Source organism: Cytobacillus sp. IB215665 (assembly GCF_033963835.1).
Taxonomy (GTDB): Bacteria; Bacillota; Bacilli; order Bacillales; family SM2101; genus Nanhaiella.
This window is the reverse complement of sequence record NZ_JAXBME010000008.1, coordinates 1-16,629: the sequence shown is the minus strand read 5'-3', so window position 1 is coordinate 16,629 and position 16,629 is coordinate 1. Positions and strand designations below refer to the sequence as shown.

The following is a 16,629-nucleotide window of genomic DNA, read 5'->3' as shown; positions in this document are numbered from 1 at the left end:
TAGTTTTTTTATATTTTGTAATATTCAAAATCACATCGTTATCACATAATATTTCTTTCTTCCTTCACACTCCTATCAAACTTTCAACAATTTTATTATTTATCATATATCTACAGTGTTAAACAAGTTATCTATTAAATGAATTTCAAATCTATTCCCAAGATAGGAGGAAAAATAATTTGAGATTATCAACGAAGTCAATAGCTGCTACAGCATTAGCAGCAACTTTAGCTACGAGCACAATCTTGCCAAATTATGCGTTTGCTCAAGTAAATCAAGGCGTAGTTTCTGATGTAGCTACAGAGGAAATCGTTCTTGCACCTGTTAATATGCAAAAAGTATTAAACGAAATTGCTGCTAGTAAAGTAATTATGGATTCATATAAGACAGCAATATCAACACAAGGAACGATTCAATCAGACATACTTCCAGATTTACCTACCTATCAACAAATTGCTAGAGAACATGCTAGTGATTATACGAATAATTTAAATGAATTATTAATTGATAGGGACCTTGATGTTGTAGATTTTGCTGACGAATTCACTGTTTATTATGATCTTCTTATTGAGGCTTTAGATAGCATTGAAGCTGGGGATGAACAAGCGCGTAATGACTTCAAAGGTTTATTAGATTTATTGCAGTCAGACATACAATATTATCGGGACGATGCAAACGATACGATGTTTTCATATCAAGTGTATAAAGACGATTTGCAGGAAGATCACTTTAATTTTCAAAATGCAGCAACCACAGCACTGAATACAATTGAATTAGAAGATGAAAAAAGTAAACTCGTTCTTGAGCAGCTTCACGACTTAGGCGTTGAAATTTCTAATGAAAATACAATCTTAACTGGAGAGTATATAGAAGCTGGAGTTGTAGGGCTTGAACTCACGACCTACTTACTAGAAATGGCTGTGGAATTCGAGCTGACGCCAACCCCGATAGGAATTGCTTTAGCTACATTTACGATCATATATGGTGCGGTGAATGGAAATAAGGAATTGCAGGAAAAACAAGAAAAGGTAAAAGAACTGACCGAACAATATAATGATATTGTCCTAGGTTTAAAAGGAATACAAAGTCAAGCTGCAATTTTAGCTGGTATACAGCTACAGCTTAGTAATTTCTATAATGCTAATGATGGTATTATTCAATCAACTAGAAGTCTTTATAAGGAATGGGATTCCGCCTATGTTGGAATTCAAAACTTAAAAGATAAATTTGAACAGGGTGATATTAGTATTGAAGAAATACGTAATATATTACTTAACGCTAAACAGAGCTGGCAAAATAATGGTGCCCAAGCTAGCTATATTAACAATCAACTTCATTTAAAAAGTTCTGTTGAAACTGCTACTACTGGAAGCTGAATTAACTAGAGTAAATTTCTTCGCTTTTAAATAACATGTTGTTTTTTTTGTACTAAAATCTATGATTTTCTTAAGCTATTGCAATTGATCTAATTAGTTCCAAACAACGTTTACGAAAAGTATGAAAAAAATGATACTGATAAAGGGAGAGGCTTATAATGAAAAAGACAACAAAAGTAGTTACGGCATCTTTACTAGCGTTTACAATTGCAGGGAATTCAATACCATATAATGTATTTGCAGAGGAAGTAGTTACAGCAGAAGATACTCAACTGCAAGATTCTGTGATGGGAGATAATATAGATTTGTTTCAGAATCGGGCACAACAGTTGATTTCTGATAAACTTGCACTTGATATTTATGCAAATACAATATTAGCACAAGGAACTATTAAACAGATTCAGTTTAATGACGATGATGGGAAACTAGTAACAGTTCCTATTGATATACATCAAGCAACAGCGAAACAAAATGCCTCTTATTGGAGAAATGACCTTGAACCCAAAATGATTAAACTGAACAACGATATAAGGTCTTCTGCTGATGACTTTCAGTACTATTCTGATTATGCTATTGAATATTTAAATTCATCAGATATAGATAGTGCAAAAGAAATGATAGCAGCTATGATTGATGAAACGAATGACAACGTAACAAATGTTAATAACACGATTGAAGACATGAAAGCATTTAGTACTGACCTTACGAAGGATTCAACAGATTTAAAAAGTGACAAAGACCAACTTGATACATGGTTAGGAAAAAATGGGGAAGATGGTTATGCAATTGATCAATTAAATAAAGATATTGCAAACTTTGAAAAACAGATGGATTCACTTAGACAACAAGAATTAGATGTTGCTCTCGCTTCTGCTGGAGCTGGGGTAGCGCTATGGATAGGAGCAGGAGTAGTGCTGGCTGTTGCTCCTGAAACATCTCCGTGGATTATTGGAGGTATGGCTGCTGGTGGGGTACTAGCAGTTGGGGGAGGAGTCGGTACATCAGTTGGTGTTTATCAATCAAAAATTAATGATGTTAAGCGGGAGTATATCGCAGCAATGGATGAATTAACGGATTTACAAAAACAATCAGCAGGATTTAAAATTGCCGAAGAACAAGTTAGTTTGATGGTTGAAAAAATAGACAAGGCGATTGTAGCACTTAATGATGTAAAAGATACGTGGGTTACTTTGCAAAATGACTTAGGTTATTTACTTGATCACCTCACAACTGCTGATACTAATGTAGAAGATAAAATCTCAAGAGCTAAAGCAGAGCTTAAGATTTCTCAAAGTAAATGGGCAGCTGTTTATGCAGATACAAATTTACTAAACACATTTGGCCAAGCTGTATCTATTGCTGATCTTGACGATTATCAATTTGATGCACCAACCAATTTAACAGCAAATATGAGTAACTCTTCAGTTACTTTAAATTGGGACAAGCCAACTTTTGCTTCAAAAATTAACGGAGACAATATCACGTATGATGTATCACTTGATGGCACAGTAAAACAAAGTAAACTAACAAATACAAGTGTTGTATTATCAGGAGATAATGCTCCTTCAGGTGAACACACTTATACAGTTCGGGCATTTGATGGCACAGTTTATTCAGATGTAGCAACAATAACAATTACAAATTAACAATATGGGCTGCCCCGTAAACAACTTTAATTGTAAGTAAGGGGCAGCCATATATTATTCATTGCATGGATAAGCCCAGTTTAATAGTGAAAAGGAGATAAAATAATATGGAAAATAATCGGTATTACAGCATGTTAGTGTCTCTGAAGTACGGGTTACTTATCGCATGGGTGATTTCCATATCTTTTGTCCGAATGAGTGAAATTGTAGGTGTACTTGGTTTATTATTGGCTTTCATTTATGTATTAATATTGATTTATTTAGTGAAGGATACAAGACGAGATTTTACAAAAAAGCTTCCTATTATAATCCTTCAATTATTAATTACTATTATCCTTGTTTCTTTTAGTGTATGGAGTCTAGCTGAAATTTTTTAATACGTTGATTTGAAAGAGTCCATTTTTACGAAGGGGTGAGGATGTTGATAAGAAAGTTTTTTCCTTTATTGTTAGTTACATTAGTCCTTCTTAATACAGGAATAATAAATCATTCATATGCTGCTGAGAACGACTCTGATTCTACTGTAGTAACAAATGCTGAAAATGATATTTCTATAGACCCTGTACAAATACAAGATAATGTTAATAATTTGTCTCATATGATTCAGCAGGTAGAAGAATATGCATTAGCTATAAAAGAAAAAACGATTGAAGATGAACTGGGTTCAAGTTCTAATTTTGCTGACCATCAACTAACATCTAAAGAGCACGCTGATACATGGTTATACGATATAAATAATCAAATGTATAAAGTTGTTAGTGATGTGGTTGACTATAGTAACGATTTCGAGCAAGCCTACACTCAAGCAAAGGTGCTTATTAGTGCATTGAATGGTAATGCTGATGCTAGTGGTCAGTTAATATCATTACTATTAGAAATGAAAGGAAAGGTTGCTGAAAAACTAGCAACAATTGATGAAGTTCAACCTAAGTTAAAGGGTTTTGATGCTGATTTAACAAATGATGTTACTAACTTTACAGATGACTATAATGAGGTAGGCTCGCAAATATCTCATGATCAAAATGAGATAAAAGCACTTCAGAACGAGATAGATGATCTAAATAAGAAAATGAAAGAGAAAACACCTGTTACAACTTGTAACTATTACGGGTGTACCGTAACATATGTACAAAAATATGATAATCCTCAATTACAGAAGGACAAAATGAGTGATCAAAATGATATTGACAAATTAAATGATGAAATTAACACATTAAGTAACTTTCAAAACGAAATACAATCTTTGATTGACAAAATAAATACTGTTGCAAATAACTTGACACTTACAAATATTAGGGATGCATGGGTAGTTCTTGATTATAGCTTTGAACAATTAATTAATGTCTTAAATAAAACTGATGTTGATAACCATCCAGCACTCTTGAATCCACAAATGGATATTGCTAATTCTAGATGGAAAGATATAAAGGAAGTTGCTCTCACACTTCAGGAAAGTATGGTTTTTAATGAACCGTATAATAAAGTTACGCCCCAATCGATAGATCACTTTCGAAATGTGCTCGTTAATCCGAATGAGTATACGATTGAAGCTGTGGTAACACCTTATGAATTAACAGACTTTGAACGTGTTTTCCAGGCTCATAATGAAAATAATGGAAAGAAAACGACGATATTTTTTAATAGCAATGGTAGGATTTCTTTTGAAGCTGTTGGAAATTCTTATGATAGAATCAACTCTAGCGATGGCGTTGCGGAAGTTGGTCATCAAATTTATGTTGCTCTGACTTATAGTGTGAACGGTGACGGACAACATGTAACAAAAGCTTTTGTTAATGGAGAAAAAATTGGTGAAACAGTATCATCTTCTTTATCTTATATTGACGATGTTATGTATATAGGGTCCACTGATGGAAAAACGAATGTCTTTAATGGGGCATTTACTAATTTGCGTATCTCGAATATTGCTCGTACTGAAAATGATATTAAATCTGATTATGAAAAAGGAATGAATAAAGATATTAACACCATTGTCTATATGAATTCAGACAATACGCTAGACATTGCTTATAATGAAAAACATCAAACTGATACAGATAGTACAATTGATGTATCAAAGTCACAGAAAGCGGTAAGTTATTATTATGTCGATGCTGTAAAATTTGTATTTACTCCTAAAGAAAATAAAGATCTATCTGGAGTTAGCGTTAGCTATCGGTTAAATAATGATACTGTGATAAATGAACGTATGCAGCAAATGTCTGATGGGACATGGATCTATTATGCACCTATAAAAGATGGGGATAGAATAAAATATTCATTTTCTTACGGATTAAACGAAAATGGACTTCAGTACAATGAACATACGGACCAGTATATTTACACTGTGCCTTTTAACTCTTATCCTACTGCATAATCTAGATGAAAAAGAAAATGAAATACTAAGTAAAATATAACGCTCCGTTCTTAATTGAGCGGAGTTCTTTTGAATGCTTGTGTATGACTTGCTATGTGTTGACGATTTTGTATTCGATAAAGGTGGTGTGAATAATACGCTAGAGAGTTGGTGTCCTAAGCCAAAAACTCACTTTATTACGAAGAGGTTAGTTTGATGTGAAAGCAATAGCTTCTGGAGTACCTCCAACAAGAACATTTGCAATGATTGAATGAGATTTTGTATCTATAACTGCGACAGTATTTTGCGAATCACACCCTACATATGCTAATTTCCCATCTGGAGTAAATTTCACAAAACGTTGACCGCTGTCTACTAGGATTGTCGCTATAACTAAATGAGATTTTGTATCTATGACAGTGATTGTTGTGCCACTGAAACTACCAACATATGCAAAATTTCCATTTGGTGCTATAGCAATAATATTTGAAAAGTCATCATTATTTCCTACAGGAATAGTACGGATAACGGATTGAGTCTGTACGTCAATTACTGAAACAGAACCTATATCATTTGGATTTGAATTTACAACATAGGTTAGATTTCCATCTGGTGTAATAGCTAAACTGGCAGGTTCTATTCCCACGCGTACCATAGTTATATGAGCTTGCGTTTTCGCATCAATAACCGATACGTTGTTAGATGAAAAGTTTATAACATAAACAAGCTTTCCGTCAGGTGTTATTGCTACAGCAATCGGTCTAGCTCCAACGGCTACATTCGCAATCACTGAATGTGTCTTCGTGTCGATGACCGATACACTACCTAAATTAGTATTATTCACTACATAAGCTAATTTCCCATTAGGTGTAAAGGCAAAAGCTTCTGGACGTATATTTACGGGCACAGTTGCAATAACTGAGTGTGTTTTGGTGTCTATAGCTGAAACGATATTAGTCCCACTAATAGTCGCGTAGGCGAGTTTTCCATCAGGTGTGAAAGATATATCAACGTTTTGTGAGAAGAAACCAGCAGTACTACCAATTTGCATAGTAGCGACTATGGAATGTGTTTTAATATCGATGGCGGATACTAAACTAACTTCATTAGTTATATCTGTAATTAAAACATAAGCGAGTTTTCCGTTCGGAGTGATATTAATATTATTTGGAATATTACTAAAAGGGATTGTGGCGATTGTGGAGTGCTTTTTAATATCAATAACAGACACAGAACCTGAGTTACCAAGGTTATCGTTGTTTACTACATAAGCCAAAACCATTATACTTACCTCCTTACAAATGTGCAATCCTCATTCATGAATATAGATCAAGAACTAGCCTAGACTGGGTGTGGGATCAGGAATTTCAAAAGGCAAACGGTACGTAGTGGCGTGTGCTAGGTCGCTTTGTATCCGGTTGTGAATAAGAGTTAGATAGACAGGATATACTGATTTACTGGTTGGTAAGCCTTTTCGGACTCCTCCGGAAAAAGCCCCGTTCTTATTGAGTGGGGCTAATTCGGTGTGAAGGCCAAATTAAATGGATTAGTCCCAGCTGGAATGGAGGTGATGATAGAGTGCGTTTTAACGTCAATGGCTGTTACAGTGCCCGGGTTATTATTATTCGGGAGATATGCTAATTTTCCATCCGGAGTGAAATTGATAAAAACACCAGTACCGGATAAAACGTCTGTATCTATGTTAGAAATAATTATGTGTGTTTTCGTATCAATAACACAGATAGCATTAGTAACGTTATTACTTATTACTGAAAAATAAGCAAATTTTCCATCGGGTGTTACAGAGACATCAAATACAAAGCCTCCTGTCTGAATCGTTGCAATTACGCTATGCGTTTTAACATCGATGACTGACACAGAGTTATCAAATATATTAGTGACATAAGCAAGCTTTCCATCTGGTGTAAATGCTACTCTAAACGACATGATTCCAACTGAAATAGAAGCAATAACAGAATGCGTCTTTACATCGATAACTGAAACTGTAGAAGGGTCATTTCCATTAGAGCCAGTTACATAAGCGAGTTTACCGTTTGGAGAAAGTTTTGTATCTTGCGGGGTTCCTTCAACACTTATAGTTGCTATAACGGAATGAGTTTTCACGTCAATAACGCATACAGTACTCGGATTTGTCACATAGGCGAGTTTTCCATCAGGAGTAAACGAAATAAAAAATGGGCCATCACCAACATCCACAGTAGCAACCACACTGTGTGTTTTTACATCAATTACCGAAACTACAGTATCTCCACGTCCCGTCACATAAGCAAGTTTACCATCAGGTGTAAATTCAACGAAAGCTGGCCTCCCACCTACTTGAACAGAAGAGATAACGCTATGAGTTTTCGTATCAATAACGGAAACAGACACACCACCACTATTGGTGACATAAGCGATTTTACCGTCCGGTGTGAATGCAACATCTTGAGGATTCATACCGACTGACATTGTAGCAATCACGCTATGAGTTTTCGTATCAATAACCGAGATACTACAACCGTCTATATTTGTTACATAAGCCAGTACCATCGCACCGTCCTCCTTTTATTCGTTTATAACAGTGTATGCGGTGATGTTCGTTGTGAGTATTGAAAAAGCCCCGTTCAAATGAGCGGGGTCAATTGCTAGTTCAGCAAGGCGAAGCTTTCCTTCGCTACATATTATTTATGTTCCAAGGCTTGCCGATGTTAGGATTAATAACTAATGTAGCAAAATTTATACCAAAATTCCTTCCGTAAACCACACTTGTGGCCTTTTTCCCATGTTCATTTACGTCCTTAACCGCATTCTTAATCATTTGTTCGCTAAAATTCAGATTCATAATGAAAGTCTACGATTAATTCTCCGAATGTGTCATAACATTTGTCCCTTCATTTGCTACGTATTATTTACGCAACAAAAGGAACTTATTTTTGCTAGCACTATGCAGCGTGGACAATATGAGCTGTTTTCTGCCCCAAGCCAGCGGTAAGTCAATGGACATAAAAAAACCCCGAACGTTGATATGACGGGATTTTTGTAAGTGAAGTTTATTGTATAATGGAGCATAGCGGGCTCGAACCGCTGACCTCTACACTGCCAGTGTAGCGCTCTCCCAGCTGAGCTAATGCCCCTTATATGGAAAATAATATCATGAATATTGAACATAGATCAATATTCATATTTTTAGAATGTAAGTGACTTTACAGGCTCTCTATTTCAATACTGCTCACACCTGGGATTTTTTGAACTGTATAGTACACATCTGTTGTATAACGTTTTTGATCGACGGTTATTTTCATTTGGATCAACTTAGTTTCTTCAGAATCTTTAATCCGAATATGCTTTAGTGTAATTTCTTCCTGTTGAAGGCTAGTTAGTATGTTTGAAACTTGGGTATTGTCTTGAACGATGAGTTTAAGTAAAATTTCTTTTTCACGTAGTTTTTTTGGACCTAGTAAGCCTATTAAGATGGGTACGATTTCAACACTAATGATGAGTAAGATAACGCCTGCAATTGCTGCCCAATAAAAGCCCGCCCCTACAGCGATACCAATGCCAGCAGCTCCCCATATCATTGCAGCTGTCGTTAATCCAGAAATACTGTCATTCCCTCTCCGTAATATAACACCAGCACCTAAAAAGCCAATCCCTGAAACGATTTGAGCAGCTAATCGCAATGGATCCATTGTGATGCGATTGCTGTCTGGAAACTGATAAGCAGATTCAATCGATACAATCGTTAATAAACAACTTACAATAGATATAACGAGACTTGTCTTTAATCCAACGGGTTTCCTTTTTAGTTCCCGTTCTAAACCTATAATTAATCCTAATATGGCAGATAAGCCTAGTTGTAACAAATGAGAAGTTTCAATCATAAAGCATCACCTTTAGGTAAGTATTTTAGAAGAGAAATATACATTCGTATGTTAAAATATTTTACAAGTGTAGAATTTGTAATGATAAGAATTTTCGAACCATTTAGATATCACTTAGGGATTCAGTTTTTTTAATAGGTTTTTTTCTCATTGCTTGTTGTTATACGTACTACTACTTAAGCATGGAATCATCTCTAACATTCGTAGCATCTTTACATTTGGCAAAGGGCTGAAACAAGTAAAAAAACTATTTAACAGTTTCTAACTTAGTAACAATAACAACAATGTTTACGAAAAGAGCCTTTTAATAAAATATACGATTTTATTTAGGAGGCAATAGATGAATAATTTGATCTTTGGTCTTGTGTCATATTTACTTGGTACGATCATGACAGGCCTTTTTGTAACCAAGTTTTACGCAGGTGTTGATATACGAGATCATGGAAGTGGAAATATTGGTGCGCGGAACACCGGACGGATTGTTGGAAAAAAAGGTTTTATTCTTACGTTCTGTGGTGATGCATTAAAAGGAGCAGTTGTTGTTGGAATTGCAAAACTGCTGTCATTTTCACTAGAATTTCAATTGCTTTGCCTACTACTTGTAGTAATAGGTCATATTTGGCCTATAACACTTCGTTTCAAGGGTGGAAAAGGAATATCAACATTATTAGGTGGATTGATTGTGTTTGATGAGCTAATTTGTTTATTGTTGTTAATATTCTTTTTCGTTTGTTATTTAGTTATGCGTAGTTTTACACTTGCTGGTTTAGCCGCAATTTCTTTGTTGCCACTAATATTGTTATTTATAAATTATTCAATACCGAGTGTTGTTATTGCAATATTTATCGTTTTAATTATAATTTTTGCTCACAGAGATAATGTTTTCTTGAGATGGAAAACATAGTTATTTTATCTTAACATGTTAATTTAAAATAAAGAAAAGTTAATTATGTTTTCCCGATATTAATAACCTCATAATTTATAAACGGAGCTGATGGATATGGGATACATTTATAAAGTTGCAAAAAACGCTGATGAATTGAATCAAATTCATTCGTTAAACTACGAAACTTTTGTAGAGGAAATTCCACAACATGGTTCGAATACATCAAAGGAATTAGTAGACCAATTTCATGATGAAAATACATATCTAATATGTAAGCACCGAGATGAAGTGATTGGGATGGTTGCCTTGCGACATAATAGGCCATTTTCATTAGATAAAAAAATAGGCAAAGTAGAAGGACAGTTACCTGTTAATGCTTCATTTCCATGTGAAATAAGGCTATTAGCTGTAAAAAAAGAGTATCGTAATGGGAGGGTGTTTGTAGGGCTTGCTCAATTATTAGCTAGGTATTGTTTGAAAAAAGGGTATGATCTAGCTGTAATATCGGGAACAACTCGCAGAGCTAAATTATATGCTCAATTGGGCTTTCAGCCATTTTCACAGCTCGTAGGGAAAGAAGATGCTTATTTCCAACCGATGTATTTAACTAGAGATACATTTGAAGAATCAGTGGCTGGACGTTTGATGCCGACAATGAAATCGTTTCTACCTGGGCCTGTATCTATTAGAGATGAAGTTACAGAAGCGTTAAATGAAAAGCCGATTTCTCATCGATCTACTGAATTTCATAAATTATTGAGTAAAGTAAAAGGGAAACTATGTAATCTAACGAATGCTATGGATGTGCAGTTGCTAATGGGAACGGGGACACTAGCAAATGACATGATAGCTATGCAATTAAAACTAAACAGAGGAAAAGGGCTAATTCTTGTAAATGGTGAGTTCGGAAACAGGTTAGTAGACCATGCCAATAGATGTGGGCTGCAATTTGATATGATAGAAAAAAAGTGGGGAGAACCTTTTTGCTCAGAAGAAATTAAAAGAAAAATACACCAATCAGAATATTCATGGATATGGGCAGTTCATTGTGAAACATCTACCGGTATGATAAATGATATTGACGCACTTAAAGAACTAAGCACAGCACATAATATTAAATTGTGTTTAGATTGTATAAGTACGACCGGGATTATACCTGTAGATTTGAAGGATGTTTTTTTAGCCTCAGGGGTAAGTGGGAAGGGATTAGGAGCTTACACTGGCATATCATTTGTTTATCACAACAACTCAATAAAATCATCTCCACTTATTCCAAAATACTTAGATTTAGGTATCTATATCGAAAATGAAGGAGTGGCTTTCTCTTCCTCATCAAATTTATTAAGTGCTCTTCATACTGCATTAGATAGCTATGAAACATTAGAAAAGTTCACTCATATACGTAAACAATATTCGTTCATACGATCAGAAGTGGAGCGCATAGGCTTGAAGATTTTGGTAGATGAAGAGTTTTCATCACCAGGTATTATGACAATCGTTGTTCCCTCGCACTTGCTTTCTACCGATATAGGAGATGAATTATATATACAGGGATACTATCTTCATTATGAAAGTAGCTATTTAACAGCGAATAATTGGCTACAAATTGCCTGTATGAATAGATATGATGACCAAGACATAGAGAATATGATAAAACATTTAAAAAACGGGATAGGTCATATTAACCATTGTGTGTAACATTTCCCACCAACTGTCGTCTATTGTTATGAGAGTATAGGGGTGCCCTTAGACAATTTTCAGAAAGGTGGAACAGAAATGAAGAAGTTCTCTGTAATTAGCTTTTGTATAGTAGCGTTAAGCTTTCTGTTTGGCTTGTTCTTTTATCAATTTCGTCCAGCCATTGCGAGTGACTTAATAGATCTTAATGAACAATCAGTCGTCTTACCAAATAAAATGTGGGAAATTTCATTTTCATCACCAGTAGATGAATCAACCATATCATCACAATCTGTCTATATAAAAAATAGCCAGAATGAAAAGGCTGACGTTAGTCTACTGTTAAGTGAAGATAAAAAGCTATTAACGATTACTGCTCCAGCAGACGGCTATGAAGTGAAGGAAGACTACACACTTGTTATTACTTCGGAGGTCGCTCTAGATTCGGGGAAACGATTACCTTCTAATACGAACTTTTCTTTCACAGTCATACCTGAAATCCCTACAATTGGATCGAAAGAAGAGCTGCATGAATATTTCCAAAGTATTATTGATTTCTATGAAACGAACAGAGATATGACAGTTATGGAAGAAAAGGCAGATGCTGAAGTATCTACATTATCAGAAGACAATTCATTTTCAGAAACGAATAATCAAGTGCAAGGTGTAGATGAGGCGGATAGAGTAAAAACTGATGGAGAATATATTTACCATATATCTAACCAGGATGTGGTCATTACAAAGGCCGTTCCAGCAGATGCTATGAAGGTAGTGGCGACTATTTCTAACAAGGAGTTTTCTCCTTCACAACTATTTATTGAAGGTGATAAACTAATTGTGATTGGCTCAACTTACGGTACACAATATTATGAGGAAGCAACAAGGAGTTTAATTGCTCCTATAGAACAGGTCACAAACGCATATGTATATGATATAACTAAACGTGATAATCCAATAGAAGTGAAAGCAGTTTCTTTAGAAGGAAGTTATGTTACAGCGAGGAAAATGGATTCAATTATCTATCTTGTGGCTAATCAATATCCTCATTATTGGATACTAAAAGATGAGGAGCAAATTGATTTACGACCAAGTTATTATGATTCAGCTGTGAGTGATGATTTACAAATAGTGAATTATGATGAAATAAGTTATATTCCAGATTCAAAAGAAGCCAATTATATGATGATAGGAACTTTTGATATAAATACCCCTGATGAAGAGATGAAGGTAACAACTTGGTTAGGTAGTGGACACAATATCTATATGTCTACGGAAAACCTTTATGTAGCAGTTACTAAGTTTCCGATGATATCTACTTTCGAAAAGCTCATGGAAGAACCATCTACGCAAAGTACTGAAATATATAAATTCTCAATTGATGGTCCAGATGTAAAATTTTATAGCTATGGTGAAGTTAATGGAACAGTATTAAATCAATTTTCTATGGATGAAGCTGAAGGGTACTTTCGCATCGCTACAACTTCAGGCGAGGTGTGGAATGATGAACGCCCGTCCTCAAATAACTTATATGTTTTAGACGACAAAATGTCCACAGTAGGTTCTTTAGAGGATTTAGCAATGGGTGAGCGAATTTATTCAGTTAGGTTTATGAATGACAGAGCTTATGTTGTCACATTTAAACAAGTAGACCCATTATTTGTTCTCGATTTGAGTAATCCTAATAAACCAGCAGTATTGGGGGAATTAAAAATCCCTGGATTCAGTAACTATTTACATCCTTATGACGAAAATCATATTATCGGCTTCGGGCAGAATACTACACTCGTTGCAAATAAAGACCCGAACATAGAGCCTAGAGTTATAACAGATGGAGTGAAGATTTCACTTTTTGATATTACTGATGTAACAAATCCACAGGAAAAATTCACAGAAATTATTGGAGGTAGGGGAACTTACTCGCCATTGAATTATGACCATAAAGCATTACTATTTAATAAGGATATGAACTTATTCGCATTTCCAATTGCAATTTATGATAACAAAGAAGATAGTGAATTTGAACAAATCTTTTCATTTCAAGGAGGATATATATATCATATAGATTTGGAGAATGGTTTTCAGTTAAGTTCAACGGTAACACATCAACAAGAAAACATTTTGTACCCAGATTGGGAGAACGAAATATACCGACTTATCTATATTGATGATGTACTATATGCTCTATCACCTTCAACGATTACAGCACACAATTTAGGTACGTATGAAGAGATTAATAAGGTTCTAGTGAAGTAGTGTGTGATCAGTTAGTATTTTATTATTAAGGCTGTTTTCGTATTGATTATTGCTTTTCGTATTAAGAAATATACAGTTAGTCAACTAGCTTACGTGGCATCTTTTCTACCCTGTACAACAATGAGTAACATATAAAACCACTTTTATGGTACTTATTTGTAACAATAGACGAAAAGAACGGTAAGTAAAAATAGATCCGCTGAGGGTCTGAACCAATTTTGGTATAGACCCTTTAGCTTTGCTCTTTAGATATTGAAGGAGTCTTATTTATGTTTATTGTTCAATAAGTTATCGTTACAAGGGAAAGGGTTATTATGAAACAATGAAAAAAATAATCTTAAATCCTTATGCTGCACTTATTATAGGGGTTATTTCTGTTTCTACTTCTGCGGTAATCGTAAAAGTCATTACAGCACCGGCACCTGTTATCGCATTTTATAGGATGCTATTTGCAGTTCTATTTATTTCTCCAATTTTCTTGATGAAAAATGTGAAAGAAATGGCTCTCATGTCTAAGCGAGAATGGATATATTCAGTTGGGGCAGGCATTTTTCTAGCTTTTCATTTTATCCTTTGGTTTGAATCTCTGCAGTATACTTCTGTAGCGAGTTCTGTTGTGTTTGTATCTCTTCAGCCGTTATTTGCATTTGTAGGAACAATGGTTTTTTTTCAAGAAAGGATAACATTCAAAGCATTTATGACTGGTTTGTTAGCTATTATCGGTAGCTTTATTATTAGTATAGGGGATTTTAGGCTAAGTGATAGTGCATTGCTTGGGGATATATTAGCTATATTTGCGTGTGTTATGGTTACAGCTTATTTGTTATTAGGTCAGTATACTAGAAAACGCTTGGCAGTCATTACGTATACTTTTGTTGTTTACGGAGTGAGTACGATTACATTATTTATTTATGTACTGTTACTAGGTTATCCATTATTACAATACCCAACGACTGATTGGTATTACTTTTTATTTTTGGCAATTGTTCCAACCTTGCTAGGGCATAGCCTTTTTAATTGGACGTTAAAGTGGTTAAGTACGGCAACCGTTTCAATAGGAATTTTATTCGAACCAGTAGGAGCTTCAATTTTGGCATACTTCATTCTAGGTGAACAAGTGATTTGGACACAAATATTAGGTGGTGCCATTATCATTGTTGCTATTGCGTTTTTTATAGTAGAAAGCAATGCAAAAAGGTTTGAAAAGTCAATCAAATAGCACTTTTTGATATAAAGCAAAAGCTGTAGAACAATTGAGAAGGCCGTTTTCGCATTGCTTGTTGATTTTGTTCCGAGGAAATAAACATGTATTAAAACGATAGCAACAAAGTAACTGTAAAGAGTCATTACAATATATAGTTTTTATTACCTATGTTAGCAATAATCATTTTAAATGAGTTGATGGAATGAGAAAGTCTTATTTCTTTCCTATACACTGACAAAGCTTTGTAATTAGGTCTTGATGTTTGAGATAACAGGTAAGCAGATTCGAGCGATCCTATTCTCCTTCTTTTATTTAGTGCTTCTATCATTTCTTCAGCAGTCTTTATTCCAATCCCATGCCCGAAATATAAATCGTCTTCGAGGACAATCGCGTTTTCACCCTGCCACTCAGGTGTAGCAGGATTATAATCTGGGTTGTTAAAATATATACAATCACCAGGTAGAAAGTCATTCCCTGCTTTCGTTATTAACCCTAAATCTTTATCATAATGCCAATCGTAAAGGGTAAGGTTCGCAAACAATCTATTGAAATCTTGCTCATCGATAGATTCTAATAGTGCTTTATAAAAGGTTATGACCATAGCTGTTGCACATTCAAAAGCATATTTTTCCCCGTTGTTAAAAATATCTTGAATCCCAGTCGATGGTTTAATTCCTTCTTTTAATTCAAAGGCACCCATATCTGTGAGATTCCAATACTCTTCATTACATTTTGAATTTGCAAAAGTGGCAAACTTTACACCACTTTCAAACAAATCTTTTGCTGCTTTAACAGTTTCACTTCTTACGTGTATTTCAAATTGAAATTGTTTTATATCATCATATACATATCTTTCTGGATAGTAAGCCATTTTATTAATGATCTCTTGTTGTGGACCAGAGAAATAATTTATATCTAAATCGATTGGGTCAAATAGCGTATCGTCTATAATAATCACTTTATCTCCCCCTTATCAAAATAGCCTTCAGTACTTACATTTCATATATATGATATAAAAAGATAGTTACTACAAGATTTAATGTTACAAATTGAGTTGCACCTTTTTAAAACATTATTCATTATCTTGAAAAAGATGTTGCATTAAGATAATTATCGTGATATATTATTTCTTGTCGCTGCTAATAAACAGCTACTTAAGAAAAAACAAAAAAACATATTGACACTTGAGTGTTGAAGATGTTATATTAATTAAGTCGCCTCTGAGCGATAACACAGAATAATGTTCTTTGAAAACTAAACAAAACAAAAGCGTCAACGTTAATTTTTTTGAACAAATGAGCAATCAAACTTTATTGGAGAGTTTGATCCTGGCTCAGGACGAACGCTGGCGGC

The 16,629-nt window shown here is 34.6% G+C and carries 12 protein-coding genes and 1 tRNA gene; 8 read left to right on the top strand and 5 right to left on the bottom strand.

Going from position 1 to position 16,629, the window contains the following annotated elements; genetic code table 11:
• Positions 1 to 179: 179 nt before the first annotated feature.
• From SLH52_RS11865 to SLH52_RS11850, 4 genes are all read left to right on the top strand, one after another.
• The gene (locus tag SLH52_RS11865; protein WP_320209491.1) at positions 180 to 1,376 is read left to right on the top strand and encodes an HBL/NHE enterotoxin family protein; all 1,197 of its coding nucleotides are present in this window, start codon (positions 180 to 182) and stop codon (positions 1,374 to 1,376) included.
• 158 nt (positions 1,377 to 1,534) lie between these two features.
• Positions 1,535 to 3,022, top strand: a complete 1,488-nt coding sequence (locus tag SLH52_RS11860) for an HBL/NHE enterotoxin family protein (RefSeq protein ID WP_320209490.1) — start codon at positions 1,535 to 1,537, stop codon at positions 3,020 to 3,022.
• 107 nt (positions 3,023 to 3,129) lie between these two features.
• Positions 3,130 to 3,399 (top strand): hypothetical protein, encoded by a 270-nt coding sequence (locus SLH52_RS11855; protein WP_320209489.1) that lies wholly within the window; start codon positions 3,130 to 3,132, stop codon positions 3,397 to 3,399.
• Between the two features lie 44 nt (positions 3,400 to 3,443).
• Positions 3,444 to 5,396 (top strand): HBL/NHE enterotoxin family protein, encoded by a 1,953-nt coding sequence (locus SLH52_RS11850; RefSeq protein ID WP_320209488.1) that lies wholly within the window; start codon positions 3,444 to 3,446, stop codon positions 5,394 to 5,396.
• A gap of 187 nt (positions 5,397 to 5,583) precedes the next feature.
• Here SLH52_RS11850 and SLH52_RS11845 read toward each other — a convergent pair whose 3' ends face one another.
• The 4 genes from SLH52_RS11845 to SLH52_RS11830 form a co-directional block, all read right to left on the bottom strand.
• Complete coding sequence (locus SLH52_RS11845; protein ID WP_320209487.1) at positions 5,584 to 6,657, bottom strand: beta-propeller fold lactonase family protein; 1,074 nt, start codon at positions 6,655 to 6,657, stop codon at positions 5,584 to 5,586.
• 233 nt (positions 6,658 to 6,890) lie between these two features.
• On the bottom strand, positions 6,891 to 7,925 hold the full coding sequence (locus SLH52_RS11840; RefSeq protein ID WP_320209486.1) for a cytochrome D1 domain-containing protein: 1,035 nt from the start codon (positions 7,923 to 7,925) through the stop codon (positions 6,891 to 6,893).
• 511 nt (positions 7,926 to 8,436) lie between these two features.
• Positions 8,437 to 8,509 (bottom strand) — tRNA-Ala (locus SLH52_RS11835).
• A 69-nt stretch (positions 8,510 to 8,578) separates the two neighbouring features.
• On the bottom strand, positions 8,579 to 9,256 hold the full coding sequence (locus SLH52_RS11830; RefSeq protein WP_320209485.1) for an MgtC/SapB family protein: 678 nt from the start codon (positions 9,254 to 9,256) through the stop codon (positions 8,579 to 8,581).
• 340 nt (positions 9,257 to 9,596) lie between these two features.
• Here SLH52_RS11830 and SLH52_RS11825 point away from each other — a divergent pair, with 340 nt between their 5' ends.
• The 4 genes from SLH52_RS11825 (at position 9,597) to SLH52_RS11810 (ending at position 15,291) form a co-directional block, all read left to right on the top strand.
• A complete protein-coding gene (locus tag SLH52_RS11825; protein WP_320209484.1) occupies positions 9,597 to 10,160 on the top strand; it encodes a glycerol-3-phosphate acyltransferase in 564 nt (187 codons plus the stop codon).
• Positions 10,161 to 10,256: 96 nt separating this feature from the next.
• Positions 10,257 to 11,840: an aminotransferase class V-fold PLP-dependent enzyme gene (locus SLH52_RS11820; protein ID WP_320209483.1), complete on the top strand. Its 1,584-nt coding sequence runs from the start codon at positions 10,257 to 10,259 to the stop codon at positions 11,838 to 11,840.
• Positions 11,841 to 11,918: 78 nt separating this feature from the next.
• Positions 11,919 to 14,072 (top strand): beta-propeller domain-containing protein, encoded by a 2,154-nt coding sequence (locus SLH52_RS11815; RefSeq protein ID WP_320209482.1) that lies wholly within the window; start codon positions 11,919 to 11,921, stop codon positions 14,070 to 14,072.
• Between the two features lie 322 nt (positions 14,073 to 14,394).
• On the top strand, positions 14,395 to 15,291 hold the full coding sequence (locus SLH52_RS11810) for a DMT family transporter (RefSeq protein ID WP_320209481.1): 897 nt from the start codon (positions 14,395 to 14,397) through the stop codon (positions 15,289 to 15,291).
• A gap of 127 nt (positions 15,292 to 15,418) precedes the next feature.
• Here SLH52_RS11810 and SLH52_RS11805 read toward each other — a convergent pair whose 3' ends face one another.
• The gene (locus SLH52_RS11805) at positions 15,419 to 16,234 is read right to left on the bottom strand and encodes a protein-glutamine gamma-glutamyltransferase (protein ID WP_320209480.1); all 816 of its coding nucleotides are present in this window, start codon (positions 16,232 to 16,234) and stop codon (positions 15,419 to 15,421) included.
• Positions 16,235 to 16,629 lie beyond the last annotated feature (395 nt).

What these genes read in the sequence shown, in the direction of transcription:
- SLH52_RS11860 (WP_320209490.1), top strand. Translation starts at nt 1,535, where the DNA reads ATGAAAAAGACAACAAAAGTAGTTACGGCATCTTTACTAGCGTTTACA.
- SLH52_RS11855 (WP_320209489.1), top strand. Translation starts at nt 3,130, where the DNA reads ATGGAAAATAATCGGTATTACAGCATGTTAGTGTCTCTGAAGTACGGG.
- SLH52_RS11845 (WP_320209487.1), bottom strand. Translation starts at nt 6,657, where the DNA reads ATGGTTTTGGCTTATGTAGTAAACAACGATAACCTTGGTAACTCAGGT.
- SLH52_RS11840 (WP_320209486.1), bottom strand. Translation starts at nt 7,925, where the DNA reads ATGGTACTGGCTTATGTAACAAATATAGACGGTTGTAGTATCTCGGTT.
- SLH52_RS11830 (WP_320209485.1), bottom strand. Translation starts at nt 9,256, where the DNA reads ATGATTGAAACTTCTCATTTGTTACAACTAGGCTTATCTGCCATATTA.
- SLH52_RS11825 (WP_320209484.1), top strand. Translation starts at nt 9,597, where the DNA reads ATGAATAATTTGATCTTTGGTCTTGTGTCATATTTACTTGGTACGATC.
- SLH52_RS11820 (WP_320209483.1), top strand. Translation starts at nt 10,257, where the DNA reads ATGGGATACATTTATAAAGTTGCAAAAAACGCTGATGAATTGAATCAA.
- SLH52_RS11815 (WP_320209482.1), top strand. Translation starts at nt 11,919, where the DNA reads ATGAAGAAGTTCTCTGTAATTAGCTTTTGTATAGTAGCGTTAAGCTTT.
- SLH52_RS11810 (WP_320209481.1), top strand. Translation starts at nt 14,395, where the DNA reads ATGAAAAAAATAATCTTAAATCCTTATGCTGCACTTATTATAGGGGTT.